Origin of the sequence: Dickeya sp. Secpp 1600 (assembly GCF_003049805.1) — a bacterium.
Lineage (GTDB): Bacteria > Pseudomonadota > Gammaproteobacteria > Enterobacterales > Enterobacteriaceae > Dickeya > Dickeya fangzhongdai.
In genome coordinates, this window is sequence record NZ_CP023484.1 from 4,943,596 (window position 1) to 4,969,859 (window position 26,264).

At 54.4% G+C, this 26,264-nt stretch carries 23 protein-coding genes; 6 read left to right on the forward strand and 17 right to left on the reverse strand.

The window, feature by feature from the left end; all coding sequences use genetic code 11:
• Positions 1-26 precede the first annotated feature (26 nt).
• Positions 27-722: a FadR/GntR family transcriptional regulator gene (locus CPA59_RS22080; RefSeq protein ID WP_038917389.1), complete on the reverse strand. Its 696-nt coding sequence runs from the start codon at positions 720-722 to the stop codon at positions 27-29.
• Between the two features lie 319 nt (positions 723-1,041).
• Between CPA59_RS22080 and uxuA the strand changes: the two genes are divergently transcribed.
• Positions 1,042-2,226, forward strand: a complete 1,185-nt coding sequence (gene uxuA, locus CPA59_RS22085) for a mannonate dehydratase (RefSeq protein ID WP_038917388.1) — start codon at positions 1,042-1,044, stop codon at positions 2,224-2,226.
• A gap of 304 nt (positions 2,227-2,530) precedes the next feature.
• Here the strand turns inward: uxuA and yidA are convergent, their stop codons facing one another.
• Positions 2,531-3,346, reverse strand: a complete 816-nt coding sequence (gene yidA / locus CPA59_RS22095; RefSeq protein WP_038917387.1) for a sugar-phosphatase — start codon at positions 3,344-3,346, stop codon at positions 2,531-2,533.
• Between the two features lie 231 nt (positions 3,347-3,577).
• Here yidA and CPA59_RS22100 point away from each other — a divergent pair, with 231 nt between their 5' ends.
• Positions 3,578-5,584, forward strand: a complete 2,007-nt coding sequence (locus CPA59_RS22100; protein WP_100850334.1) for a methyl-accepting chemotaxis protein — start codon at positions 3,578-3,580, stop codon at positions 5,582-5,584.
• 102 nt (positions 5,585-5,686) lie between these two features.
• Here CPA59_RS22100 and uspA read toward each other — a convergent pair whose 3' ends face one another.
• Complete coding sequence (gene uspA, locus CPA59_RS22105) at positions 5,687-6,121, reverse strand: universal stress protein UspA (RefSeq protein WP_038917384.1); 435 nt, start codon at positions 6,119-6,121, stop codon at positions 5,687-5,689.
• Between the two features lie 585 nt (positions 6,122-6,706).
• Between uspA and uspB the strand changes: the two genes are divergently transcribed.
• Positions 6,707-7,042, forward strand: coding sequence for a universal stress protein UspB (uspB, locus tag CPA59_RS22110; protein ID WP_038920750.1), 336 nt, complete (start codon positions 6,707-6,709; stop codon positions 7,040-7,042).
• A 127-nt stretch (positions 7,043-7,169) separates the two neighbouring features.
• On the opposite strand, the gene pitA is transcribed toward uspB, so the two are convergent.
• Positions 7,170-8,678, reverse strand: coding sequence for an inorganic phosphate transporter PitA (pitA, locus tag CPA59_RS22115; RefSeq protein ID WP_038917382.1), 1,509 nt, complete (start codon positions 8,676-8,678; stop codon positions 7,170-7,172).
• Between the two features lie 304 nt (positions 8,679-8,982).
• Between pitA and CPA59_RS22120 the strand changes: the two genes are divergently transcribed.
• On the forward strand, positions 8,983-10,167 hold the full coding sequence (locus tag CPA59_RS22120; RefSeq protein ID WP_038920749.1) for an NAD(P)/FAD-dependent oxidoreductase: 1,185 nt from the start codon (positions 8,983-8,985) through the stop codon (positions 10,165-10,167).
• A gap of 45 nt (positions 10,168-10,212) precedes the next feature.
• Here the strand turns inward: CPA59_RS22120 and CPA59_RS22125 are convergent, their stop codons facing one another.
• The 11 genes from CPA59_RS22125 to CPA59_RS22175 form a co-directional block, all read right to left on the reverse strand.
• Positions 10,213-12,087 (reverse strand): sigma 54-interacting transcriptional regulator, encoded by a 1,875-nt coding sequence (locus CPA59_RS22125; protein ID WP_107760705.1) that lies wholly within the window; start codon positions 12,085-12,087, stop codon positions 10,213-10,215.
• Between the two features lie 314 nt (positions 12,088-12,401).
• A complete protein-coding gene (locus CPA59_RS22130) occupies positions 12,402-13,565 on the reverse strand; it encodes a metallo-dependent hydrolase (RefSeq protein WP_107760706.1) in 1,164 nt (387 codons plus the stop codon).
• 16 nt (positions 13,566-13,581) lie between these two features.
• Positions 13,582-14,976, reverse strand: coding sequence for a DASS family sodium-coupled anion symporter (locus CPA59_RS22135; protein ID WP_049853810.1), 1,395 nt, complete (start codon positions 14,974-14,976; stop codon positions 13,582-13,584).
• Between the two features lie 68 nt (positions 14,977-15,044).
• Complete coding sequence (locus CPA59_RS22140; protein ID WP_049853811.1) at positions 15,045-15,743, reverse strand: RraA family protein; 699 nt, start codon at positions 15,741-15,743, stop codon at positions 15,045-15,047.
• Positions 15,744-15,753: 10 nt separating this feature from the next.
• Positions 15,754-16,707 carry a hydroxyacid dehydrogenase gene (locus CPA59_RS22145; RefSeq protein WP_049853812.1) on the reverse strand — a complete coding sequence of 318 codons (954 nt, stop codon included), beginning with the start codon at positions 16,705-16,707 and terminating at the stop codon, positions 15,754-15,756.
• Between the two features lie 737 nt (positions 16,708-17,444).
• Complete coding sequence (locus tag CPA59_RS22150; RefSeq protein ID WP_038917381.1) at positions 17,445-17,696, reverse strand: DUF1471 domain-containing protein; 252 nt, start codon at positions 17,694-17,696, stop codon at positions 17,445-17,447.
• Between the two features lie 197 nt (positions 17,697-17,893).
• Complete coding sequence (locus tag CPA59_RS22155; RefSeq protein ID WP_100850335.1) at positions 17,894-18,757, reverse strand: endonuclease/exonuclease/phosphatase family protein; 864 nt, start codon at positions 18,755-18,757, stop codon at positions 17,894-17,896.
• 25 nt (positions 18,758-18,782) lie between these two features.
• A complete protein-coding gene (locus CPA59_RS22160; RefSeq protein ID WP_107760707.1) occupies positions 18,783-19,886 on the reverse strand; it encodes an ABC transporter ATP-binding protein in 1,104 nt (367 codons plus the stop codon).
• A 4-nt stretch (positions 19,887-19,890) separates the two neighbouring features.
• Positions 19,891-20,937 (reverse strand): carbohydrate ABC transporter permease, encoded by a 1,047-nt coding sequence (locus CPA59_RS22165; RefSeq protein WP_049853816.1) that lies wholly within the window; start codon positions 20,935-20,937, stop codon positions 19,891-19,893.
• Positions 20,934-21,851 carry a carbohydrate ABC transporter permease gene (locus tag CPA59_RS22170; protein WP_049853817.1) on the reverse strand — a complete coding sequence of 306 codons (918 nt, stop codon included), beginning with the start codon at positions 21,849-21,851 and terminating at the stop codon, positions 20,934-20,936. Before CPA59_RS22170 ends, CPA59_RS22165 begins: the two co-directional genes overlap by 4 nt.
• Positions 21,852-21,900: 49 nt before the next feature.
• Positions 21,901-23,271 carry an ABC transporter substrate-binding protein gene (locus CPA59_RS22175; protein ID WP_107760708.1) on the reverse strand — a complete coding sequence of 457 codons (1,371 nt, stop codon included), beginning with the start codon at positions 23,269-23,271 and terminating at the stop codon, positions 21,901-21,903.
• A 100-nt stretch (positions 23,272-23,371) separates the two neighbouring features.
• Here CPA59_RS22175 and CPA59_RS22180 point away from each other — a divergent pair, with 100 nt between their 5' ends.
• A complete protein-coding gene (locus CPA59_RS22180; protein WP_049853819.1) occupies positions 23,372-24,475 on the forward strand; it encodes an ROK family transcriptional regulator in 1,104 nt (367 codons plus the stop codon).
• Positions 24,476-24,533: 58 nt separating this feature from the next.
• Here the strand turns inward: CPA59_RS22180 and CPA59_RS22185 are convergent, their stop codons facing one another.
• Entirely contained in the window at positions 24,534-24,800 is a 267-nt protein-coding gene (locus CPA59_RS22185) for a DUF1471 domain-containing protein (RefSeq protein WP_100850340.1), read from the reverse strand.
• 284 nt (positions 24,801-25,084) lie between these two features.
• Between CPA59_RS22185 and CPA59_RS22190 the strand changes: the two genes are divergently transcribed.
• Positions 25,085-25,447 (forward strand): RidA family protein, encoded by a 363-nt coding sequence (locus CPA59_RS22190; RefSeq protein ID WP_197724557.1) that lies wholly within the window; start codon positions 25,085-25,087, stop codon positions 25,445-25,447.
• Positions 25,448-25,509: 62 nt separating this feature from the next.
• On the opposite strand, the gene CPA59_RS22195 is transcribed toward CPA59_RS22190, so the two are convergent.
• Positions 25,510-26,223 (reverse strand): 4'-phosphopantetheinyl transferase, encoded by a 714-nt coding sequence (locus CPA59_RS22195; RefSeq protein WP_159077963.1) that lies wholly within the window; start codon positions 26,221-26,223, stop codon positions 25,510-25,512.
• Positions 26,224-26,264: the final 41 nt, after the last annotated feature.

Genomic DNA, 26,264 nt, shown 5'->3' on the forward strand with positions numbered 1-26,264 from the left:
TTTTTCATTTCTGGCGGAACTCACGCCTACTTATCACCGCTGAACAGATGATCGTACACATGCTGGAGATGGCGTTCCATGCTGGCGCGTGCCCGGGCCGGGTCGCGCGCGACGATGGCGTCGGCAATATCGGCATGGTCCTGATTCATGGTGCGGGGGAAATCGGGGTCGGCGTAGAGCGTTTCCAGCCGCACAAACCGGCTGCTCTGACGCTTGTTCCACAGGTAATCCATCATGTCCTGCAGCACTTCATTGCCGGACATTTCACTGATCAACAGATGGAAGCGCTTGTCTTCGTGCAGAAATTGCGCGTCGTTGACGTGCAGGCGTGACAGGTCGCGGGTGATATCCTGCAACGCGGCGCGTTGCTCGTCGGTGGCATGCACCGCCGCCAGCTCCGCCATCATCGCCTCGTATACCTGACGGGCCTGAATGAACGCCCGCAGGCTGAATTCGTCTTCCGGCGGTGCGGCGGGCGGCGCGTCCGGCAGCGGGTCGTTGACGTACACGCCATTCCCGGTGCGAATCTCCACCCAACCGGTAATTTCCAGCGCAATCAGCGCCTCGCGGATGGACGAGCGGCTCACCCCCAGCTGTTTCGCCAGTTCACGCTCCGAGGGCAGCAGTTGCCCGGCCGTAAACTGACCGTTTCTGATACAGTTAATCAGCAGGTTGGATATCTGCCGGTACAGCCGCTCAACTTTCAGTGTGGGTAACACTATATCCCCTCCGGCCGCGCCAGCCGTGTCCTGTCAGCATATGCCCTATAAGCATATGTCCTGTAAACAATAGCCCGCAGCTTACCATAGCCGCCAAAACGCCAGAAAATTAAATGCCGCAGCGCCATACGCAGATGACAAGGCTGCTATCCATCTCACACCCGGGCACCACAGCGGCCTCTTGCCTGATGTTTGCGTGATCTAAATCACAGAAATATCACCGCAGGTGGTGAATAGTGAACCGGTCTGGTGGCCTGACCACCAGACCGATTATTATCCGATCCCGATGATTACTCAAGTCGATAGCTTAAGGAGCTACTTTATGGAACACACCTGGCGCTGGTACGGCCCCAACGATCCGGTGTCGCTGGATGATGCCCGCCAGGCGGGCGCGACCGGTATCGTCACCGCTCTGCATCACATCCCGAATGGCGAAGTGTGGAGCGTTGAAGAGATTAAGAAACGCCAGGCGCAACTGGCTGAAAAAGGGTTGATCTGGTCGGTGGTGGAAAGCGTGCCGGTGCACGAAGCCATCAAAACCCAGACCGGCGACTACCGCCGCTACATCGCCAACTATCAGCAGTCGCTGCGTAATCTCGGCGCCTGCGGCATCGATACCGTGTGCTACAACTTTATGCCGGTGCTGGACTGGACCCGTACCGACCTGGAATACCCGCTGCCGGACGGCTCCCGGGCGCTGCGTTTTGACCACACCGCCTTCGCCGCCTTCGAACTGCACCTGCTCCAGCGCGCAGGCGCCGCCGCCGACTACACCGACGACGAACAACGCCAGGCCGCCGCCTATTTCGCCGCCATGACCGACGCGGACAAAGACAAGCTGACCCGCAATATTATCGCCGGTCTGCCGGGCGCCGAAGAAGGGTATACGCTGGAACAGTTCCGCGCCCAGCTGGCGCAGTACGACGGCATCGACAAGGCGAAATTGCGTGAGCACATGGCTGAATTCCTGCGGGCGATTGTGCCGGTGGCGGAAGAAGCCGGCATCGTATTGGCGGTGCATCCGGACGATCCGCCGCGTCCGATTCTCGGCCTGCCGCGCATCGTGTCCACCATTGAAGATATGCAGTGGCTGAAAGACGCCGTGGACAGCATCCATAACGGTTTCACCATGTGCACCGGGTCTTACGGCGTGCGGGCGGACAACGATCTGGTGAAGATGATCGAAACCTTCGCCGACCGCATCCACTTTACCCATTTGCGCGCTACCTGCCGCGAAGACAACCCGAAAAGCTTCCACGAAGCCGCGCACCTGCATGGCGATGTGGACATGGTGAAAGTGGTGAAAGCGATTCTGGCGGAAGAACACCGCCGCCGTCAGCAGGGCAACACCCGTGCCATTCCGATGCGCCCCGATCACGGCCACCAGATGCTGGATGACCTGAAGAAGAAAACCAACCCCGGTTATTCCGCCATCGGGCGGCTAAAAGGGCTGGCGGAAGTGCGCGGCGTCGAACTGGCGATCAAACAGACGTTCTTTAACGACTGATCCGCACACTCCCCTATACCCTAAATAATTCAAGTTGCAGGACAACACGCTCGCGTGTTGAACAACGCCACGCGTTGGCCCTTTAGGGCAAGGCTCAGAATGAGCCTTGTAACGCGGCGACGCAGCGAATCCCCAGGAGCTTACTCAAGTAAGTGACTGGGGTGAGCGACAACGCTGCCGGGAGCAGCGTTGAACGCGGTTTACCGCGGCCCCGAAGGGGCGAGGCCCAGGGATGGGCCGAGTAATAAAGCCAACGCATCTGCAGCTTGAAGTATGACGGGTATATATGTCTGGCCCGCGCGGGTCAGACATTCAACACAAACTTCTCGATAGCGTAAGCCACGCCGTCTTCACTATTAGATTTGGTGACAAACTGGCTCGCCGCCTTGACCGCGTCGATAGCATTGCCCATCGCCACACCCAGCCCGGCGAACTCAATCATCGCCAGATCGTTTTCCTGATCGCCCAGCGCCATCACTTCATCACGTTCAAGGCCAAGGTGCTGCGCCAGCATTTTCACCCCTTCGCCTTTATTCACGCGCTGGTCCAGAATCTCCAGATAGAAAGCGGCGCTTTTCATGATGGTGTAACGCGTGAAATCTTCGCGCGGAATGCGAGCGATAGCGGCATCCAGTAACTCGGGTTCGTCAATCATCATCACTTTCGGGAAACGCAGACCAGGGTCCATTTCCTCCACCGCCCGGTATTTCAGCGGCATGCTGGTCAGATGGGACTCATGCACCGTGTAGGCGCTGATGTCTTTGTTGGCGGTGTAAACATAATTGAAATCAAGCGCATGGAAGTGCACGCCCAGCTCACGCGACAGCGCCTCGAAATGGAGGTAATCCTCAAAGCTCAGCGTGGTTTGCGCCACACATTCGCCCGTCGCCGTGCGTTGCACCAGCGCGCCGTTATTGGTGATGCAGTAATGTCCGTCCTGCTGCAGGCCCAGCTGTTGCAGATAGCGCTCGACGCCGATGAACGGACGCCCGGTAGCCAGCGCCACATAGACGCCTTTTTCGCGTGCGGCGACAATCGCCTGTTTCACCACTGGCGAGATTTGATTTTCCGGCGTCAGCAGCGTGCCGTCCATATCAATCGCAATCAGTTTTATCGCCATGAATTTCCCCAATAATCAGTTCAACTCCCTGCATGCTAGCGCGATTTCGCCGGGCGAAGCCAGAAAAACAGCGTCAGTTTCATGGCTCCTACATTAAAGCCCCCTCTACGCTGGCCGATATTATAAATGTGATGCAGTTCACAATAGGGACATGGTTCAGGCTGCACACGTTCACCTGCTGTTGATTTTTCTTTCATCCATTGAATGGCTTCACACAGGGGAGTTCTCATCATGTCCATTGAGCTGGTTTCCCATACTTCCTCTACCCAGACGCCTCTGGTTTCTCCCTCCACCGCCGGGAAGAAAAAACTGTCTACCCGCGCGCTGGTGCTGATTACCACGGTTTTCATCATTACCTGCGGCTTTATCCTTACTATTGGTTTTCTGCTGTGGCAATCCGGCCAGCAACAAAAAAACACCGCCCAACAACTACTGGAACAAACCGCCTACACCAGCGCCTATTCGGTGCAGAACCGGCTCGATATCGCGCTGTTTGCCGCCCGCGACCTGGCGCAGAGCGTGACCAGCCTGCGGGAAACCGGCGCGCCGGACCGCGCCACCGCCGAGCTGTTGCTGAAAAACGCGCTCAAAAGCCACCCGGATTTGCTGTCGATGTCGCTGGCATGGGAGCCGAACGCCTTTGACGGCAAAGACCAACAGTACGCCAGCCAGCCGGAGCAGGACCCGAAGGGCCGGTTTGTGCGCTACGTTGACCGCGACAACGCCGGTAAAGTGGCGCTGCACAACCTGACCGATTACGAAACGCCCGGCAGCGGCGATTACTATCTGCTGCCGCGCAAACTGCAAAAAGAGGTGATTCTCGAACCCTATAGCTACCCCTATAACGGCGTCGACGTACTGCTGACCTCGATTGCGGTGCCGATCATGATTGACGGCAAATTCTACGGTTCGGTAACCGCCGACTTCTCGCTGGATACGCTGCAGCAGATGGTCAACGGCATCAAACCTTATCAGGGCGCCGGTTACGCCACGATGTACTCCGCCTCCGGCACCTACATCGCCCATCCGGACAAGGCGCGCATCGCCAAAAAACTGGAGGGCGACCCGCCGCTGATGGATAGCATCGCCGCGGGCAAGCCCTATAACCGGCAGCGTTTCAATAGCTTCACCAACGCCGACATGATGAATGCCTACGTGCCGATCGCCATCGGCAATACCGGCACGCCGTGGATGCTGGGGGTGAGCGTGCCGGAACAGGTGGTGATGGCCGAATCGGTGCGGCTGCGTTACATCGGCGCACTCATGACCCTGCTTAGCATTCTGGTGGTGTCCGGGGTGATTGGCCTGATCTTCACCCGCAAGGTGCTGCGCCCGGTGGGCGGCGAACCGGTGGAAGCGGCGGCGATCGCGCTGGCGGTGGCGCAAGGCGACCTGACGCTCCACATCCCGGTCCAACCCAAAGACACCAGCAGCATCTTCTATGCGATGTCGGAAATGCAGCAGCAGCTACGCAGCATCGTGGAACAACTGATGAGCACCAGCGAGTCGGTCAGTCACGGTGCGGTGGAAATCTCAGCCGGCAACGTCGATTTGGCGTCCCGTACCGAACAGCAGGCGGCGGCGCTGGAAGAAACCGCCGCCAGCATGGAACAGATCACCGCTACCGTGAAACAAAACGCCGATAACGCGCACAGCGCCACCCGACTGACGCAGAACGCGGCGCACATCGCCCAGCGCGGCGACGAAATTGTGGGTCAGGTGGTCAGCGTCATGGGCAGCATTGATGAAAGCTCGAAGAAAATCAGCGAGATCACCGGCATCATCAGCAGCATTGCTTTTCAGACCAACATTCTGGCGCTCAATGCGGCGGTGGAAGCGGCCCGCGCCGGCGAACAGGGTCGCGGTTTCGCGGTGGTGGCCGGCGAGGTGCGCAGTCTGGCCCAGCGCAGCGCCGATGCGGTAAAAGACATCACCGCGCTGATCGGCGAATCCGCCGAACGGGTCGGTCATGGGGTCGGCATGGTGGAAAGCGCCGGGAAAACCATGCGGGACATGCTGACCGCCGTGACGTCGGTCAACGACATCATGAGCGAGATTGTCGCCGCGTCCGACGAGCAATCCCGCGGTATCAGTCAGGTGACGCAGGCGGTGCATGAAATGGACGGCGTCACCCAGCAAAACGCCGCGCTGGTACAGCAAGCCACAGCCGCCGCCGCTTCACTGGAAGATCAGGCCCGGCAACTGGCGCAACTGGTGCAGGTGTTCCGTATTCATTGATCACCTGGCGGAACCCCATCACGCAAAAGGCATAGCCGAATGGCTATGCCTTATTCGTATCCGCCTGCTCACCCGACCCTTATCAGAGCCGCTTCGGGCGGCTTATTCCTCTTCTTCACGCAGCGGCACAATCAGCATGTCGATGTGCACCGTATTGATCAGCTGGCGCGCGGACGACATCAGTTTGCTCCAGAAATCCTGATGATGACCGCACAGCACCAGGTCGACATCATACTTGCGGATGGCGTCAACCAACACCTGGCCCAGATCGCCGCTGCCGCTCAGGGTTTCCGAGATCGGATAGCCAGCGTTTTCCGCCAGTTCCCTCAGGGCATTCTGGGTTTCTTCGGAAATACGTTGCTGCATGTCGCCCAGGTTGACATCGATCAGCCCGGTGTAGAGATCGGAGTAATTCACGTCAACATGGATCAAAGAGACTTTGGCATCATACGGTCGCGCCATGGAAACCGCTTTTTCCACTAACACCTTACTTTCCGGTGACAGGTCGACCGCGATAAGGATGTGTTTGTAAGCCATGATAAGCTCCTTCCGTAATGACTAACTGATGGGTCAGCAGATATTTCTCCTGCCAGTCTGATAACCGATGGCTGTAATGAGCATAGCACCCCGCTGATTCCGGGTTATGTTCAACAGATCACAACGCCACATATTTTGTAACGGTTCTGCGGATACTGGTAACTACTTGCCCTGAAGCGACCGTCCATCTGCGCCGATACTGTTTATAGCTGATGACGGTTTATCGCTTATAACGGTGAAACCTCCCGCCCGTATGCAAAGTGTAGTTGAAAAGGGCGCGACCTACGGAGGAGAAAGCCGGTGTCAGATCAAAAGAAGTCGTGATGTTTTTTGCTTTCAGGAACCTTACGTCAGATATGGAAAAAAAACGCAAGGCTCTTCTACAATGAAATTGAGGGGGACCCTGCAGGCCCTTCTCCAGGCAAGGATACAGCGGTGAAGAAGAACACCCGGGCAACTCGCCATGGTCTGGCAGCCCCATAACATCGCGTGAATAACGTGTGGCATAAATACCCACAGATGTGATGTCGGCAGGACTCGACACGTGAAAGCATCTGATGGGTCATAATCCGGGAGGGAAGCATGATGATTAGTACATTTGCGCTTTTCTGGGCTTTATGTGTCGTCTGTGTCATCAATATGGCGCGATATTATTCTTCGTTACGAGTGCTGCTGCTGATACTGAGAGACTGCGATCCGCTACTGTACCAGTATGTGGACGGGGGCGGTTTTTTTACCTCCCACGGTCAGCCCAGTAAACAGTTGCGGTTGGTTCGCTACATCTACGCACAACGTTATCTTGATCATCACGACCCCGAGTTCATCCGTCGCTGCGCGCGGGTGCGCGGTCAGTTTCTGCTGACCTCCGCCTTGTGCGGGCTGATTGTGGTCAGTCTCATTGCCTTGATCATCTGGCACTGAGGCGGCCCGGCAGCGTAAACCGGTCGTGTTTCTATCAACCCCAACCCTATGCCCTGACAGCAGAAAGGCGGCCTGATGGCCGCCTTTCTTATACTTATACCCGCTACGGCTTTATCACCGTGCCGAGTCAGATCAGCTTCAGCGCCAGCCAGTACAGCACGCCGGAGAGCAACATTGATACCGGCAGGGTAAACACCCAGGCCAGCAGAATGCTTTTCACGGTTTTCCCCTGTACGCCGCCGCCATCTACAATCATGGTTCCGGCCACCGCGGACGAGAGTACGTGAGTCGTGGAGACCGGCATGCCGGTATAGCTGGCGATACCGATGGACATCGCCGCCGTCACCTGCGCCGAAACGCCCTGCGCATAGGTCATGCCTTTTCTGCCAATCTTCTCGCCGATGGTCACCGCCACGCGCTTCCAGCCCACCATCGTGCCGAGCGACAGCGCCAGCGCCACCGCAACGATAATCCACAGCGGCGCATATTCCACCGTGTACAGCAAATCGCTGCGCAGATTGTTAAGCAGGCGTTTGTCGTCAGACGGGGTTTCCGGCAGCTTGACGACGCGATCCAGCGTATCGGCGATGCACATCAGCAAGCGGCGAGCGCGGGCGCGGTCATCCGCCGCCAGTTCATCGTAGCTTTTGACGTTATTCAGCAGCACCTGCACGCGATCGATGGCGATCATCGCGCGGGAGGTATCACAGTGAAAATCCGGTTTATTGCCGGTGGACGGAATCACGTTTTCCGGCGCCGGAATCACCGGATGCGACAGGTCGATCACATGCGTCAGCGCCGCGCTGTGAGACTGGTAGTATGTCTGCAGGTTCACCACCGCGTCGCGGGTGCGGCTGATATCGTAACCGGACGCATTCATGTTCAGCATAAATCCGGCCGGCGCCACGCCAATCAGCACCAACATGATCAGACCGATGCCTTTCTGACCGTCGTTCGCGCCATGCGAGAAGCTCACGCCCACCGCAGACAGGATCAGCGCGGTACGGGTCCAGAACGGCGGTTTGCGCTTACCGTCCTGTTTTTCGCGCTCGGCCGGCGTCAGGTGAACGCGTTGGCGCTTCTTATTACTGCTCCAGTAACGACGCAGCAGATACACCATCAACCCGGCGATGATCATGCCGACCACAGGCGACACCAGCAGCGACAGGAAGATACTGACCATTTTGGGAATATTGAGCGCATCCACCACCGACGTATGGGTCACCAACGCATTGGTCAGACCGATACCGATAATGGAACCGATCAGCGTATGCGAACTGGAAGCAGGCAGCCCGAAATACCAGGTTCCCAGGTTCCAGATGATCGCCGCCAGCAGCATGGAAAACACCATCGCCAGCCCGTGGGTCGAGCTAACGTTCAGCAGCAGATCGGTCGGCAGCAGGTGAACAATGGCGTACGCAACGCTCAGCCCGCCCAGCAATACCCCGAGAAAGTTGAAAACCCCGGCCATGACAACCGCCAGTTGGGCACGCATCGCACGGGTATAGATAACAGTGGCTACCGCGTTGGCGGTATCGTGAAAGCCGTTAATGGCTTCGTAGAACAGAACAAATAGCAGAGCGAGAACCAGCATCAGACCGGTGTGGAAATCAAGCCCGGCAAATAAATGTAGCATAAGTGTTAGGCCATGTAGTGGTCATGAACGCGGCGCATTATCGGCGACAAGCGGAAACGGGAAAAGCAAAATATGACATTATTTTGACTTAATTTACGCCATTCTTGCCGGTGACAATGTTTTAGTTAATTAAAATCAAGGCATTATTGTTTTTACCCCTCCACACACTTTGTTACCGGCAAACGGCGGCAGCGCAGCATGGCGCAAGGAACAAGGCGCACCTGGGCGATGACCGGCGTCGGGACATCGCCTATAATCGGCCGCCCTGTGGGGCAATGGCATGGCGGAACAACGGGAGAGTAATGTGGAACAGTTTGACGTAATCATCATTGGCGCGGGCGCGGCCGGGCTGTTCTGTGCGGCGCAGGCAGGCCAGAAAGGACTGCGGGCGCTGCTGGTGGACAACGGCAAAAAACCGGGCCGCAAGATTCTGATGTCCGGCGGCGGGCGCTGCAACTTCACCAATATGTACGCCGAGCCGGCAGCCTACCTGTCGAGCAACCCACACTTTTGCAAATCCGCCCTCGCCCGCTACACCCAATGGGATTTCATCAGCCTGGTAAACCGCCACGGCATCGCGTATCACGAAAAAACCCTCGGCCAACTGTTCTGCGACGATTCCGCGCAGCAGATTGTCGATATGCTGATGAAAGAGTGCGAAACCGGTAAGGTGACGCTGCGTCTGCGCAGCGAGGTGCTGTCGGTGGAAAAAACCGATCGGTTCCTGGTGAAGCTCAACACCGGGGTGGTACAGGCGCCGGCGCTAGTGATCGCCAGCGGCGGGCTGTCGATGCCGGGGCTGGGCGCTACGCCGTTCGGTTATCAACTGGCGACGCAGTTTGGCCTCAACGTATTACCGACCCGCGCCGCGCTGGTGCCGTTTACCCTACATAAGCCGCTGCTGGAACAGTTGCAGACGCTCTCCGGCGTGTCGGTGCCGGCGGTGGTCACGGCCGAAAACGGCACCACCTTCCGCGAAAATATTCTGTTTACTCACCGCGGCCTGTCCGGCCCGGCGATCCTACAGCTGTCCAGCTATTGGCAGCCGGGAGAATTCGTCACCATCAACCTGTTGCCGAACCTTGATCTGACCGAATGCCTTAACAACGAACGTCTGGCGCATCCGAACCAGAGCCTGAAAAACACATTAGCTCAGTGGCTGCCGAAGCGGCTGGTGGAATGCCTGCAGGCGCTGGGGCAGTTACCGGACGTCACGCTAAAACAGCTCAACAAGCCACAGCAGGCCGAGGTGGAAACCACGCTGCAACAGTGGCGGGTACAGCCTAACGGCACCGAAGGCTATCGCACGGCGGAAGTGACGCTCGGCGGCGTCGATACCCGCGAACTGTCGTCAAAAACGATGGAAGCCGGCAAAGTGCCGGGGCTGTACTTCATCGGTGAAGTGGTGGACGTCACCGGCTGGCTCGGCGGTTACAACTTCCAGTGGGCCTGGAGCTCCGCCTGGGCGTGTGCGCAGGCGCTGGGGTAAGTGGAGCGTATGCAACCCGAATTATTTAAGCTATAAACGGGATTATCAGCCGTTTATTTTATATTCTTTTATTTTTCTCCAGAGTGTAGTTGGACTTATGCCAAGAATTACAGAGGCTCTCGCACGATCACCGTCTGTTTTCTTTATTATACTGGCAATAAGTTTTTTCTCTTGTTTTTTCAATAAATCTATCTCGCCAGAGTCCTGATTTTCAGTAAAATAATTTATATTAGATGAAGAAATTTTAATTATATTATGTAGAACACTCTTATCAACGACATCTCCATTAATCAAAACGATTAATCTGTATATCATCGCCTGTAATTCTCGAATATTCCCTGGCCAGGTATAATTATTAAGAAAATCTATAGCATCATTAGTGAATGTTAGATTCTTACCATGCCGGGATAGCAGATCATTAATAATCAGCATTACATCATCAGATCTTTCATGTAAAGCAGGCAACTTTAATTCAAGTATATTAATTCGATAATACAAATCCTGCCTGAAACTCCCTGATTTTACCAGTTCACTCAGATCCTTATTACTGGCAGTTATTAGACGAAAATCAGCAGAAATCAGAGAATCACCACCAAGGCGCGTAAATTTCTTTTCCTGCAATACTCTTAATAATTTCACTTGTACTGATAGCGGGGCTTCACTAATCTCATCAATAAAAACAGTACCATTCATCGCCATTTCAAATATACCAGGTTTTCCACCCTTTCTGGCATTTGTAAATGCACCGTCTGCATAACCAAACAGTTCGCTCTCAAGAATACTTTCAGGGATTGCTGCACAATTGATGGCAATAAATGGTTCTGCGCACCTGACGCTGGCATTATGAATACTCTGTGCGAATAATTCCTTACCCGTTCCCGTGTCACCAAAAATGTTAACGGGTAAATCGTGATGAGCATATAGCCTTGCTCTTTCAATCACCTTAGAAATAACCTCTGACTTACCTATAATATCGGAGAAAAAGTAAGTAGCGGCAAATCCTTTAAGGTTATTTTTCTTATTACCACGCGAATTTAACCACAGTGAACCATCTTGTTTAAGTCCAGTTATCACGCTATAGAAATTTTGTTTATGCGAGAAATGTTTAATAGTTACATGTATCAACTCACCATCAATCTCCATGACCAGATCTTTAACATCAATTTCTTTTATGATGCTTCCAAAAATATCTTTAAAAACTTCTTTTTTGAAGATCTTATCACCAGGATTGCATTGAAATAATGCAAGCCCTTTGGAGTTTATACTAATAACTTCTCCAGTCTGATCTATGCACATGATAGCTTCTCTAGACTGGTTCAACGCTGAATAACTCATCGAGAGTTTTTCATTTTCTTTATTGATATATTTTAACAGGCTAAACGCCTCATTCAGTGCCTGCTCAATAGATATATTGTCCGTATCCCCCATGACGACATTAAGATCATATTTTTTGGCCATCTCAGCAACGGCAAGCCCACCGATGACCAACTGATAATCATTTTCCGCAAGGTTTTTCACTACACTTTCAATATCGTAATGGTTGTATACCTGACATATTTTTAACTCTTCATTCGTCATATTCTGATAATGTCTAAGGACATTGCAGAATTGAGGGAACCCTACAGCAGCAATTTTTTGCGATTGATTTTTCGCCTCACGAATGATTCGATAAATACCATGAAAATCATGTGCTATTTCAACAACGGGAATATTAACATTACTTCTTAACAGTGCCGCAGTGCCCCCACGACTAATAATTATCTTCGTTCCACCACGAATAAGATCAAGCGCATTTTCCACAACATCAAAATAATGAATTTCGTAGAGGGGAATATCTAACTCTCTTTCAATCAACACGTTGGAAATTCGTTGAGTAATCGTTTTTGAAACTGAAAAAATCACGATCTCATTATTTTTCATATTCCCACCGTATTTTATACCAAACAGCACAATACAATTATATAGTTAACCCGTTTTTTATCAATGATAGAAAAAAATACTGTAGCCTATTTCACATTTCACGTATCTATACCCTAAATATTTGGGTTGCAGGATGGTTCAGGCAGAGCGAGTAACCCGTCACCAACACGGAATCCGTGAGCATGTCGGATACTACCAGGGTTCAACACGGCAAGGAAATTAGCCTTCGAGGGATAGGTGCTAAAATAAAAGCTCTGTGCAGAGATGTGCACAGAGCCAATTTGGATCACAGCGATGACGACTCGCAACGAAGACTAGAAACTATAACGACGATAAACAATCTGCCCATTACATATGGTTGCGCAGTTATCAATATAACGGTCAGCCTCTATTTTCACTCCTCGTGTATCTTCGAATGTGACCTTTTGCTTGCACAGCTTGACGATAGAAATATCCGCAAATGCATCAGGCTGCAATGTGCCAATCTGACCTTGCATTTTCATCAGACGCGCTGGCGTAACCGTAACAGCACGAATAACATCAAAGAAAGACATCCCCATATTGAGATATTTCGACATGACAAAAAGCAGGCTGTATACCTTGTCTGTACGCAGACTGTTTCTCTGTGTTAAATCGGTACTGATAATATCGGGGTAAAACCCTTGCTCCATCGCTTTACCGGCAACATTGAAGTCAAAATGCGCCACACCATTTGAGCAATCGAAAATAACGCCTCTGTTTTTTGCTTCTCTAACAGCCTGATAGAGATCTCCTTTCTCATCGAGAATTGAGTTCCCCGTTCCGTGAAAGCAGTGAGCATAAATATCGTTGGTTTGAAAATGACCAATCAGCTCATCTGCTGACAGCAACGAGTCCGTGACATGTACGCAAATCGAAGTATCCAGTTCCCGGGCCAGTGCGACTGACGCGAAAAAGGGATCGCTGGCGTAATTTTTACCCCTGGCGATATCCTGACTGTAACGTAATTTCAAACCCAGAATGTTTTCTTTATTTTCCGCCAGAGTTTGCGCGATTTTTTCTACGTTATAGTTAGCGGGATTGGTGTTTTCAAGATACCCGGTAGCGCCGCCCCCCAGTGTTGAAAGGCCGACATTAACCACATTCAGGTAACTTTTTATTTTCACCATTGATGTGTTAATGACCGTATTTCGAAAAACTGGGTAATTAACCCAGCCACTGCTTCCCGCATCCACCACGCTGGTTACTCCGTTGGGTAAACAGATGATGTCCGGGGTGACGCTAATGGCCGTCCCGCCATGAAAAACATGCGCATGGAAATCAATCAACCCCGGTACCACAATACAACCCGCCGCATCGATAACCGTTTCAGCCTGAGAAGTATCGACGTGGTTGAGATCGACGATCCGGTTGCCGATGATGCCAATATTTCGACTAACGTAGTTATTATTATCGGTATCAGCAACCAGCCCGTTTTTAATCAGAATATCTAGTTTCATCTTTCTACCCTCCCAATTAAATACCGATGAGCTTCCAATAAGGAATTCCGATCAGGAAAAAGACCAGAACGTTGACCAGTACCATAATTGTCCCAAGCAACCAGAAAGTTTTTTGTGGCACGTAACCGCTTGAGAATGTGAATACGCCCGCACCGTTGCCATAATGCGTCAACAACGCGCCATAACCCGCAGAGAAGGCAAGAGAAAGCGCGACATACATTGGATGTGCCTGCGTTGTCATGCCCAGAGTAAACAGTACCGGGTAGAAGGAAACAACGAAGGCGCTATTCGACACAAAGAAATACCGCACTGCAAGGCTGATAAAGACCAGAACGCCAAGGGCGCTGATTTCACTCAGTTGCGACAGGTCAAGATAATTCTTGATCACGCCGACAAGGTAAACGTAAAAACCACCTTTTGATAGCGCGACCGCGCAGCCGTAAAACGCGCCATACCAGACAAAGGTTTGCCAGGCGGATTTTTCGCTGACCACATCATTCCAGCTCAGTACGCGGAACAACAGCAAACACGCCAGGAATGCCAGCCCCACCGGAATAAAATCGATGCCGGTGACGGAGCCGGTCATCCAGCCCAAAATACCCAGGATGAAGAAGACAATCAGCAGTTTTTCTTCACGCTTCACCGGCCCCAGTTCCCGCAGACCCTGCTCGGCGATGTCATTGACGTTATCGATGGTTTTTAATTCCGGCGCGTAGAGCTTATAGATAATCCAGGGAGCGATAAGTAGTACCAGTCCGGCAGGAACAATGGCGGCCTTGAACCATAACATCCACTCGAGATTCACCTTCATAATCTCGTTTGCGAGAGAAACGGTAATTGAGTTAGTCGCCATACCTGTCAGGAACAGGATTGATGTCCCCATAGATATCACATACATCAGGATCGTGAGGTAAGCGCCAATTTTTCGGCTTCCGTCTTCCGGTTTGGAGCCCAGCGCTTCTGCGATATTCCTGAAAATGGGGTAAGTGATACCGCCTGAACGGGACATATTCGACCCGGTTGCGGGTGCAAGTAACGTATCCGTCACCATCATCAGATAACCGAGAGTCAGAGTATTTTTGCCATAACGCTTAAGCAGCATATAGGCGATACGCTTACCCAGGCCGGTAATAACGAACGCCTTACAAATAATAAAGGCACTGATAATAAACCACACCATCGGACTACCGAATCCGGCAAACAGCGGGCCGGGTTCGATGAATAACGAAGCCATCCCCAGAATAATCAGCATAATGACTGAATCAGTAAAGGGACGCAGAACTAATCCGCAGAGCATTGCCAGATAAATACCGACCATTTCCCAGGTTTGAGCCGATACGCCTGCCGGATGCGGGGTTATCCAAAATAAAACGGGGAAAAATACAATGGGTAAGAGTTTTAAATAAAGCATTTTATATTACCTTTGCTTTAGAGCCACGTATGTTATTGGGATACGTGGCTTGTAATTATTTAATCAGATTAACGGTAAACATCGTCGATAAACTCGACGCCTTTTTCGTCTAATGATTTTTTCACCCATGCGCGATTTGCTTTGCCGTTCTTAGCCGCTTCGACTTTTCCCGCATCAAACTTCGAATATTCCTTTGCTTTTTCCAGCAACGCTGCGGCGTCCCCCAACGGTACGACAATAACGCCATCAGCATCGCCGACAATCAGGTCACCAGGGCATACCGCAACACCGCCGACCGCAATAGGCGTATTGACTTCGCCAGGGCCTTCTTTAAAGGGGCCAGCCGGGTTGGAGCCAGTGGCATAGAGCGGGAAGTCCATTACTGAAAGGGCGTCGATATCCCGGATAGGTCCATCCAGCACGATACCGGCGATTTTTTTTGTGTAATGGGCGTAGGCAACCATAATTTCGCCCATTAATGCACGGGAGCGATCGCCTTCATTTGACACCACAATCACATCGTTCTCGGTGGCCATATCCAGTGCGGCGTGCAACATTAAGTTATCGCCAGCACGCGCTTTTACCGTAATGGCATAGCCCGCCATAATCGGCTTTTGGGGAGAAGATATGCGCTTAATACCATTTCCCAGTACGGCAATTCGGTTCATCGTATCCGCGATATTCGCAGCCGGAAGTTGTTCATAATGTTTCAGTAATTCAACGTCAAACACCGGGCGCTGAGTAAAAACACGATTACCAATAGACATGACGTTCTCCTTAAAAACCCGGCACTGGCCAGGATGGCTTTTTACCTGACAGCACTTCATCAATGCCGATTGCGGAATGCAGCGACGCGCGGTCAGTCGCTTCTTTGGTCGCCGCACCGATATGCGGGCCAATGACGATATTGCTTAATTGGAAAATGGAGTCGTTCGGGTCGAAGGGTTCTTTTTTCAAAACATCAATACCCGCGCCTGCAATAACATTGCTGGTTAACGCGTGATACAGTGCTTTTTCATCCACGAGTTTACCCCGCGCAGTATTGATGAAATAAGCTGTCTGCTTCATCATTGAGAATTGTTTTTCACCAATAAAGTCCATGGTTTCTGCTGTTGTCGGGCAATGCAGAGAAACAAAATCACTCTCTTTAAAAATACGATCGAAATCGTCGGTCAGCTCAACGCCTTCAGGAACCTGGTCTTGATTTTTATACGGATCATAGGCAATGACTTTCATATTGAAGCCATGTAGCGCCTTAACTGCTACGCGCGAGCCGATATTACCAACACCAATTAAACCCAGTGTTTTTCCATCCAATTCGACTTTTGGCGTACGCAGTTTTGCCCAGTAATAATCTTCAAGCATTTTTTCTTCAACCAGCTTGAAATTACGAGAGCAATGCAACATATAAAATATGGCCAGCTCCGCTACAGACATACTATTAGCGAGTGGTGCATTTAATACAACAACCCCATGACGTTTCGCGGATTCTAAATCCACAGTATCGTAACCCGCGCCATGACGCACCACGACCTTCAATTTTTTCGCCGCCTCAAATACGCGATCGGACATTTTAGATAAACGAACAATAATGCCGTCACAATCCGGGATATCACGGATAATGTCTTCTTCTTCCATCCCGGAGCCTGTGATTAACTCATAACCACGACTTTCCAGATATTCTCTTCCTTCTTGCATGATTTCTTGAGGAAGCAAAATTTTATACGCCATTTAACTATCTCCAGTGTTAATTACGCCCCTATAAGTGCATGTCGCATGCCAGAAACGACAAGCCCGCCCCCTCAATTCACAATGCATTGATATTTAATGCTATTTAAAAGATGTTGTTTTGTTGTTGTTGCTTTCATTGGTGATATTAGTCACGTTTCCCATTACCCTTTAAACTCATTTCATTTAAATATGAAATGAATGGTTTTCATTTTGAAATAACTAATTTAACCAGCGTCACAAAGCGTGACTGACGCATTTATTGATTTTTTGTTAACTTTGTTGGGAAGATAAATTACTTAATGTTTATTTTTGGGAGAAATGAAGGATTGGTAATGAATATGGAGTGAATGAATGTTTTACATTCACTATATTTCGGGTTACAGATGCGTTGACTTTATTACCGATTCATCCCTTCGGGACCGTGACAAGCCGCATTTAATGCCGCTCCCGGTGACTCATTCGGTTGCCAAATTACTGCAAATCAATTTATTTTTGAGTGTGTATTAAAATATATCCTTTTATTAAAATGCCAACTTTCTTAATTCCACACAGTAAAATAGCCTATTGAGATAGGTGCTAAGTGTGTGTTCTGCCAAGATGTTGCGGAACGTCGCCCTGATTACGGCGTGTAGGGTCTGCGCCAGTAACGCAAATAATGACGGGACTGGCGTATCCCCCCAAACAACAAAGCCGCCCGAAGGCGGCCATTGTTGCGCATGATAACGGCAAACCGGTTATCAGTTGTACAGTTCAGCCACGCCGCGCATCTGGTTTTCACCGGAGGTGGCGGAGATGATGCGGAACGATTTGGCACCGGCTGCGTTCGCTTTTTCAGACAGGCTGGCTTGCAGACCGTCCAGCGTAGCAGCAGTGGCGCTGACAGAGCCAACAGACAGGCTGGCGGACTGCTGTACTTCAGTTGCTGCAAAAGTGCCGAAAGAAACGGTAGCCAGGGCGATAACTGCAACAATATTTTTGATAGCTTTCATGGTCAATATCCTTCACGTTGAATTTGGTTGGTTTCTTTAGTGAAAGCGTCTTCGCTTTCGATGGAAGTGATAATAGACCTGTTGCTGCGACGTTAAAATCGGGTTTATTTGCAGATATCTTTCAAAAAAAATGAATAAAAAATAACCATGAATTGCCTGTCACCCGCAGACCCCGCCGCGGGTGACAGACGCGCCGATTATTGCAACTCGACCCACAACGGGTGGTGATCGGAGCCCTGATTCTCGGTATCCGCCCAGCAACGGCGTACCGTCAGCCCCAGCGATGGCGTCAACAGGCAGTGATCGATACGGCCGCCGACATTCGGATGGGTAGAACCGCTATTCTCCGGCAGACCGGCGGCGACCCAGGCATCCATCAACCCGCGGTGACGAACCAACCGGCCGTGATGCGGCGACACCGGCCCAATCAGACGGCTGTACTCCTCGCTGTCCGGCAGGCAGTTCAAGTCCCCCATTAGGATCATCTCCAGCGGCATCACCGGCATCCGGCCCTCAGTCCAGCCCGCGGCCGGGTCAGGATGGCCGCCGCACCAGGCGCCGCCTTCATCCGGGGCGCGGGCGAAAAGCGCCAGCATCGCCTCCACCTGCGGCAACCGGGTATCGGCGCACAGGTGACTAAGGTGGGTGTTATAGACGCGGATCGCCCCGGCGCCGGTGTCGATCACCGTTTCCAGCACGCCTTGCTGAATTGAGTGCTGGGTCAGGGTACCGAATTTCGGCAGCGGAAAGTTACGGCTGGAGAGAATCGGCCAGCGGGACAGCGTCAGGGTGCCGAACTGACGACGACGATTGACGACCCGGCCGTCCGCCGCCACGGTGCTGGCATCCATGTCCAGATTGGCGCCGTAGACCCAGTGGTACTCTCCCAACAGCGCCGCCAGCTCCGCCGGTTGATCCATCATGCCGGAGCGCTGCCAGAAGCGTTCCACTTCCTGCATACAGATGATATCCGCACCGCGTACTTCATCGGCGATGCGAGCCAAATCGTAGCGGCCATCGCGGCCAAGACCGTATTGAATGTTGTAGCTGACAATGTGCATAAGGCAACCTGTTGGTAAGTGGACGTTAACCTGCCGTCCGGCAGGCGAAAACCGTATTGGCAGGCAGCACGACGCCGGCATCGGGCAGGCGGTTGCCGTCGGCGTCAAACAACAACAAGGCATCAACCGACAGCGACACCCCGACTGACATCCCCGCGTCGTACTGCGCCGTCGAACCGGCCGCCAGCGCCTGCAACGGGCCGAGCGGCGTGTGCAGGCGGTACAGAATCTCCCGCCCCATCGGCTCGACGTGTTCAATGCGCCCGGACAGCAAGCCGGCGCCCGGCGGCGTCAGGGCGACGTCTTCCGGCCGGATGCCGAGCGTCAGCGCGCCGTGATACGTCGATGACAGCCCCCAGCGTGTTTCCCCCACCGTCAATTGATAGCCGCTGGCCTGTCCCGGCAGCAGGCAGATAGGCGGCGAGCCGATAAAGCCGGCGACAAAGGTATTGGCGGGCTGACGATAGAGCTGTTGCGGGGTGCCTATCTGCTCCACCCGACCCTGATTCATACAGATAATGCGGCTGGCAAGCGTCATGGCTTCCAGCTGATCGTGCGTCACCATCAGCGTGGTGGCGCGTGAGCGGGCGTGAATCGCTTTTAGCTCGGTGCGCATCGTCATGCGCAAGGTGGCGTCGAGGTTGGACAACGGCTCGTCCAGCAGCAACAGCGACGGCCGCTTAACCAACGCCCGCGCCAGCGCCACCCGCTGCTGCTGGCCGCCGGACAGCGCCGCCGGTTTGCGATCCAGCAATTCCGTCACCTGCACCAGCGCCGCCGCGTCCCGTACCCGCTGGTCGCGCTCGTCGCGTTCAGCAGGCTTGAAACGCAGCGGAAACGCGATGTTGTCGTACACATTCAGGTGCGGGTACAGCGCGTAAGACTGGAACACCACGCCAACGTTGCGATCGCGCGCATCCACGCCGTTCACCCGCTGGCCGTCGAACAAAATATGCCCTTGCGTCGGCGCATACAGCCCGGCCAGCAGAAACAACGTGGTGGATTTGCCGCAGCCGGACGGCCCGAGGATCGCCACAAATTCGCCGTCAGCCAGCGTCAGGTTAACCGGGTGCAGCACCGGTGTATCGCCCCAGGCTTTGGTGACGCCATCAAGCACAATTTCCGCCATAATCTTAGCCTTTGATTCCACCGACGCTCATTTGCGTCAGGTATTTTTGGGTTAACAGGTACAGCGCCAGCACCGGAAGGATGTAGATGACGCCCACGGCGGCAATCAGCCCGGAATCCGCGCCCATGCTGTCTTGCGATGCCCAGAACAGGTACAGGCTCATGGTCATCCTGCCGCTGTCGATCAGCAGGGTGCGCACAAAAATGTACTCCTCCCAGCCGCGCAGAAAGGCGAAGGTAGCGATGGCGATCATGCCGCCGGTCACCTGCGGCAGCACCACCAGTCGGAATGCCTGAAAGCGGCTGGCGCCGTCGGTAATGGCGCTCATTTCGATATCCCACGACACGCCGTCGAAAAAATTCTTCATCACGAAGATGGCGAACGGCAGCTCAAGCGCGCACATCACCAGCATCACGCCCCACAGGCTGTTGAGCAGCCCCATCCAGTAGAGCTGGATAAAGATCGCCACCGTCAGCGCCATCACCGGAAAGGCGTGCAACAGCAGCAGGACCTTTAGCACCCCTTCACGCCGTCGGAAACCGAGCCGGGACAGGGCATAGGCGGCAGGCACCGCCAGCAGCGTCACCAACAGCGTGTGGCCGGCGGCGAACAGCAGCGAGTTGCCAAGCGCGGTCCAGACAGACGGCAACGTACCGCTCTGCATACCGGTGGCCTGCACGTCCGGGTTCCACAGAAAACGGTAGTTGTGCCATGTGAGTTGCGGAGCGACCCACAGGCCGAACACCAGCAGCGCGGCCAGCCCGACCAACCACCGCAAACGTCGGGCGCGCTGTTCGGTGCGCGCCCGCCAGGCGACGGCGAGCAGCAATCCATACGCCAGCGCCGCGATCGTCAGCAACCGCCACAGCACCTGGTACTCGCTGCCGCCATCCCGATGGGTAAACGAGATAGCCAGCAGCCACAGATAGGGCGTCACAATCGGTATCGATACCAGCGTCAGAAACAGCACCACGCTCGCCAGAAAACCCACCCGATTCCAGCGCGAGCGCGCCGCCTGACGCGCCCAGTCGACAGAGGTCATCGTCGTCATCGCATCACCTCGATACGCGGCGGGGTAAACTGCGCGCGCATATTCATCATCCGCCACTGCAACAGCGTCAGCAGCACGCCGAACACCATCAGCCCCAGCGCCAGCATAGCGCCGTAGCCATAAGCGCCGGACTCGAAGGCGCGCCGGTAAATGTAGAGCGCGTAGGTGGTGGTGTCGTACACCGGGCCGCCGCCGGTAATCAGCAGGATGTACTCGTAGGTCACCAGCAGCGACAGCGCCTGATACAACGCGATGAAACACACCGGGCTTTTCAGCGCCGGCAGCACCACATGACGAATCACCGACCACTCCCCGGCGCCGTCTACCCGCGCGGCATGCCACAGATGAGCCGGAATGGCGCGAATCGTGGAGGCGAGAATCACCATCGCAAAAGAAGCGCCCACCAGGCCGTTCGCCACCACAATCAGTATCATTGGATGGTCGTTGCGCAGATTGAGCGGCGGCAGCCCGAATACGCCGACCACCACCTGATTGATCAGGCTATGGGGCGACGGGTCTGCCGCCCAGATCCACAACAGCGCGTACAGCACCGACGGCGAAATCCGCGGCAGAAACCAGATGCCGCGAAACAGCGCGCCCAGCGCCGGCGGCACGGCGGTGGTGGCAATCGCCAGCACGATGCCCAACCCCAGGTTGAACAGCAGCAGCGTACTGGCGACATACACCAGCGTGGTCAGCAGGATGGCGGGCAGGCGTTTGTCCGCCACCAGCAACCGCATCAGGTTGTCGGCGCCAAAGGCGCTTATCTGCAAATTGCTGCCCATGTCGCTAAAGGCAATCACCAGATTGAGCAGCATCGGCGCGACAAAAAACACCGCCAGCACCGAGATGGCGGGAGCCAGCCAGCGCGCGGGGTGCACGCCGGTCGGGCGATTCGGGAACGTTACAGGCATACGCCACCTCGCTCGTCAGAGCCGGAGACACGCGCGCTCCGGCTGTGTCTCAATGCAGGCTATCCACGATTTCCACGTCCTTGCCCAACTGGGTTTCCAGCTCGTCGGCGATAAAGTCCACCGCCTGCGCCGGAGTCATGCGCTTGGTTTCCACCGCCTGCAAGCCTTTGAACAGCACCCGGTTATAGTCGCCAAAGCGGGCGTGATTCGGCACAAAAGTAATGTTTTTCATCATTTTGCCGGCGTCGCTCAACGCCCAGTTGTCGGTGTACTGCGGCATCGCAGTCTGGGCATGGCTGATGGCGGTGTGATAGGAACTGACGGCGTGACGATTGTTGTAGTACGGCAGGCTGGCGATAGCCACCAGTTGCGCCGCCAGATCCTTGTACTGACTCTTGTTGCTGACCACGTAAGCGATGGGATGCGACAGGTTGGCGGGCTTGCCGCCCTTCACCGCCGCCGGCGCCGCTATCCAGCCGATTTTATGGGTGTAACCCGCTCTATCGGCGGGCCATGCCGGGCCAAAGTTATCGTTCACCTGCCAGGCCATCGCCCAAATGCCCTGATGGAACAGGAAGGCTTTTTCCTGCTTGAACGCGGTCTGGATGGTGTCCCAGCTCATGGCGGTGTTATCGGTCGGCGTCACGCCGGCCGCCACATTGCGGGCGTACCAGCTCAGCGCGGTTTCAACCTCTTTCTTCGCAAACAGCAGCTTGCCGGTTTTCTCATCCATGAATTTCGCGCCGCAGGCGGCGAACACCATCAGATAATCGATGCCGACATTCGGGCGATGCAGCATGCCGATCGGCGCGGCGCCACGGTCTACCACCTCTTTCGCCAGCGCCGTCAGGTCATCCATCGTGAACTCGCCGCTGTCCACGCGGGCGGGCAGGCTATCGATAAAGGCGTCGTCCTTGCCAATCTTGCGCAGCATGTCCTTGTTATAGAAAAACATGCGGATCTCGGCATCCTGCGGCACGCCGTACACCTTGCCCTGATACTTCATCGCCTCCCACAGCACCGGCAGCACGTCGGCGTACACCCACGGATTCGCCTTGATCTGCCCGTCCATCGGCATGGCGTAACCGTTGCGGGCAAATTCGCCGATCCACTCGTGCGGCAGCAGCACAATGTCCGGCCCCTGATTAACGCCGAAGGCTTTCAGCGTATCCAGCGCCAGATCGTCCCAGCCCTGCACCGCGCTGGCATGGGTATCGATAACGATTTTGCGATCCACCCCCGCCGCGGCGAATTGCTGGTTGAGCACCCCGGCCGCCTCCTCGATGTTGACGGTGCGCATCGGCGCATTGCGGTCATTCAGGGTCCAGAGCTTGAGTTTGATGACATCCGCCACCGCCGCGTGGGCTATCAGCCCGCTCGCCAGTAACGCCGACAGGGATAACGAAGCAAGTTTACGCACGGGCACCATCCTGTTATTGAGGTTGACGAATTAATTAAGTAACTTAATTATATTGCAGACGTGTGAAGGAAACCGGACAGAACCGGGACAACGGATACCCATGGAAAAGCGAGAACTCACGGCCACCCACCGCAAACTGCTGGGATTGCTGCGCCGTTCGGGCAGCCTGTCGCGCAGCGCGCTGGCCGCCGCCAGCGGCCTGACCACCGCCGCCGTCAGCATGATGACGCGGGACATGCTCAACTTAGGTCTGCTGGAAGAGAGCGACCGGGCGCAGGGGCGGCGCGGCCCGCCGCAAATCAACCTGCGACCGGCGGCGCACGCGGGCTATGTGCTGGGGGTGTACGCGGAATACGACCTGATTTGCCTGATCCTGATGGACTACGCCGGGCAGTGCGTGGCGGAAACCACGCTGCGCGGCGATTTCCGGGTTGTCGATTCCGTGGCGGATACGCTGGCCGACGCCATCCGCACCCTGCTCGACGCTCAGCCGCAGGCACGCGAGCGGCTGCTGGCCGTCAGCCTGGCGCTGCCCGCCCGGTTTGACGGCGGCGCCATGCCGGTGTGGATCGCCCCCGGTCTGGCGGCCTGGCGTGGGGTGGATATCGCCCGGCAGTTGAGCGACCGGCTCGGCTGCCCGGTGCTGGTGGAAAACGACGCCAACTGCGCCGCCATCGGCGAGCTGCATTTTGGGTCCGCCGCTCCGGACAACAGTTTTTTCTACCTGTATATCGGCAAAGGCATCGGCGGCGCGTTGATCCTGAATGGCGAACTGCATCGGGGCAAGCAAGGCAACGCGGGGGAGATTGGCGCGCTGCGTACCCGCGCGCAGTCACGCCCATCGTTTGACGATCTGCACGACGCTCTGCTGGCGGCAGGCGAGTCGCTGCCTTCCACCGCCGCCGACGCGAACTGGCAGGCGCTGGCGACCTCGCCCGCCGGAGAGCGCTGGATCCAACGCGCAGCGGGCGAGCTGTATCGGTTGCTCTATACCGTCACCGCGCTGCTCGACCCGCCCAGCCTCTACCTCGGCGGCACGCTGCCCGCGCCTTTCATGGCCGGATTGCAGGCCGCCGTCATGGCTCAGACGCCGGCGCCGGACGACGATGCGCCGCTAACGCTACCGCCGGTGCGCCTCTCGACGCTACCGACACAAAACAGCGCCGCCTTCGGCGCAGCCGCGCTGGCGCTTAATCAGTACTGAAAACAACAAAGCCGCCCGAAGGCGGCCATTGTTGCTGATGATAACGATAAACCGGTTATCAGTTGTACAGTTCAGCCACGCCGCGCATCTGGTTTTCACCGGAGGTGGCGGAGATGATGCGGAACGATTTGGCGCCGGCCGCATTGGCTTTTTCAGACAGGCTGGCCTGCAGACTGTCCAGCGTAGCGGCTGTCGCGCTGACAGAGCCGACGGACAGGCTGGCGGACTGCTGTACTTCAGTCGCAGTGGACGTGGTCGCAGCGAAGGTGCCGAAAGAAACGGTAGCCAGGGCGATAACTGCAACAATATTTTTGATAGCTTTCATGGTCAATATCCTTCACGTTGAATGGGGGTGAGTATTCTTTTCAGGAGGCGTTCTCGCCTTCGATGGAAGTGATAATAGACCTGTTAACGCGACGTTAAAACCGGGTTTATTTGCAGATATCTTTCAAAAAATATGAAACAAAAATAACAATGGGCGGGAGTGATAACGAGCAACGACCGAACACTGTTTTACCCTCCTGATGCGAGTATCATGAAGTTTTCCGCCATCCCGCATGAACACATTCATGCCCTGAATTATGTGAGGAGTCTGTTTTGGTTACACGCATGACCTACGCGTTTCTGCCTCAGATCAAAGGCCCTTATGTCCACGCGACAAAGCACCGTGACGCCTTGTATATCTCCGGCCTGACCGCCTTTGGCACCGATGCTCAATCGGCCGGGCTGGAATCCCAAACCCGCACGGTGCTCCAGCAAATTGCCGCCATTCTCGCCGCTGAAAAAAGAAGTACCGCTGATTTAATCAAACTCACTATCTTCGTCAGAGATATCTCTCAATTAGCCCTGATAAGAACACTGCTGTTTGATTTTTACGGCGAGCATTTGCCCGCTTGTTCGCTGATTGAAGTTTCAAGCCTGATTCACCCGGACCTGCTGATCGAAGTCGAATCGATTGTCGCACTGGCATAACTCCGGCGCGATATAAATACCACGCCTTATCACACACGATAAGGCGCTACCGCTGAGCCCGTTTATACGACCAATAACGTTACCACCGCATCATGATTAATATAAAACCTGCCAGTAAATGAGATATTGGCACGATATTGTTCGCCCCAGTCACAGGTTAGCTGAATTGTAAATCGCCGCTGTTTTATCCGTACCTGTGTTAACGCCGCCGCGGTAAAGTCGAAGAACTTATTTACTATCGGATTTAGCGCCTTAAAAAGGCTCTCTTTAGCAGAAAAGATCAGCGTACCAAGCTGTTCTACTGATAACCCACTTCCTGAACATTCAACCCTGCGCCATTCATCCCCTACGGTAATCGCCGGGAGAACCTGCATTAACGTAGCGCTATCCATGATTCTTTCTACATCAATACCGACGGCAGTATGATGCTGGCTGCTTGCAACAACCGCAACCGCACGGTCATTCGTATGAGAAATTGATCCGATATAACCGGCAGGCCATCGAGGCGCCCTGTCAGGTTGTATCTCAATCGCCGGATAGGCTACGCCGCAAGACTTCAACGCCGTGGCCGCGACAACACGCCCGGCCAGAAATTCCGCTTGCCGCTTTCTCACCGACGAGGCAATGACCGGCGGTATAGTGATATTATAAAGATGAAAAAGTCGCTCGTTAAAATGAGCAATCTGAAACGTTCCCCACCCTACGGTAAATATTTCCGTTCGCGTGCGGTTAATAACGCCTATCCGCTCAATAAACCCGGCACCGGCGTCTACCATCCTCTTTTTCTCTCGACTCGGCGATATCATGATCGCGTATT

What these genes read in the sequence shown, in the direction of transcription:
- uspB (WP_038920750.1), top strand. Translation starts at nt 6,707, where the DNA reads ATGATTAGTACATTTGCGCTTTTCTGGGCTTTATGTGTCGTCTGTGTC.
- CPA59_RS22100 (WP_100850334.1), top strand. Translation starts at nt 3,578, where the DNA reads ATGTCCATTGAGCTGGTTTCCCATACTTCCTCTACCCAGACGCCTCTG.
- CPA59_RS22190 (WP_197724557.1), top strand. Translation starts at nt 25,085, where the DNA reads ATGACCTACGCGTTTCTGCCTCAGATCAAAGGCCCTTATGTCCACGCG.
- CPA59_RS22140 (WP_049853811.1), bottom strand. Translation starts at nt 15,743, where the DNA reads ATGTCTATTGGTAATCGTGTTTTTACTCAGCGCCCGGTGTTTGACGTT.
- CPA59_RS22160 (WP_107760707.1), bottom strand. Translation starts at nt 19,886, where the DNA reads ATGGCGGAAATTGTGCTTGATGGCGTCACCAAAGCCTGGGGCGATACA.
- CPA59_RS22180 (WP_049853819.1), top strand. Translation starts at nt 23,372, where the DNA reads ATGGAAAAGCGAGAACTCACGGCCACCCACCGCAAACTGCTGGGATTG.
- CPA59_RS22135 (WP_049853810.1), bottom strand. Translation starts at nt 14,976, where the DNA reads ATGCTTTATTTAAAACTCTTACCCATTGTATTTTTCCCCGTTTTATTT.
- CPA59_RS22195 (WP_159077963.1), bottom strand. Translation starts at nt 26,223, where the DNA reads ATGGTAGACGCCGGTGCCGGGTTTATTGAGCGGATAGGCGTTATTAAC.
- yidA (WP_038917387.1), bottom strand. Translation starts at nt 3,346, where the DNA reads ATGGCGATAAAACTGATTGCGATTGATATGGACGGCACGCTGCTGACG.
- pitA (WP_038917382.1), bottom strand. Translation starts at nt 8,678, where the DNA reads ATGCTACATTTATTTGCCGGGCTTGATTTCCACACCGGTCTGATGCTG.
- CPA59_RS22145 (WP_049853812.1), bottom strand. Translation starts at nt 16,707, where the DNA reads ATGGCGTATAAAATTTTGCTTCCTCAAGAAATCATGCAAGAAGGAAGA.
- CPA59_RS22155 (WP_100850335.1), bottom strand. Translation starts at nt 18,757, where the DNA reads ATGCACATTGTCAGCTACAACATTCAATACGGTCTTGGCCGCGATGGC.
- uxuA (WP_038917388.1), top strand. Translation starts at nt 1,042, where the DNA reads ATGGAACACACCTGGCGCTGGTACGGCCCCAACGATCCGGTGTCGCTG.
- CPA59_RS22130 (WP_107760706.1), bottom strand. Translation starts at nt 13,565, where the DNA reads ATGAAACTAGATATTCTGATTAAAAACGGGCTGGTTGCTGATACCGAT.
- CPA59_RS22125 (WP_107760705.1), bottom strand. Translation starts at nt 12,087, where the DNA reads ATGAAAAATAATGAGATCGTGATTTTTTCAGTTTCAAAAACGATTACT.
- CPA59_RS22150 (WP_038917381.1), bottom strand. Translation starts at nt 17,696, where the DNA reads ATGAAAGCTATCAAAAATATTGTTGCAGTTATCGCCCTGGCTACCGTT.
- CPA59_RS22165 (WP_049853816.1), bottom strand. Translation starts at nt 20,937, where the DNA reads ATGACGACGATGACCTCTGTCGACTGGGCGCGTCAGGCGGCGCGCTCG.
- CPA59_RS22185 (WP_100850340.1), bottom strand. Translation starts at nt 24,800, where the DNA reads ATGAAAGCTATCAAAAATATTGTTGCAGTTATCGCCCTGGCTACCGTT.
- uspA (WP_038917384.1), bottom strand. Translation starts at nt 6,121, where the DNA reads ATGGCTTACAAACACATCCTTATCGCGGTCGACCTGTCACCGGAAAGT.
- CPA59_RS22170 (WP_049853817.1), bottom strand. Translation starts at nt 21,851, where the DNA reads ATGCCTGTAACGTTCCCGAATCGCCCGACCGGCGTGCACCCCGCGCGC.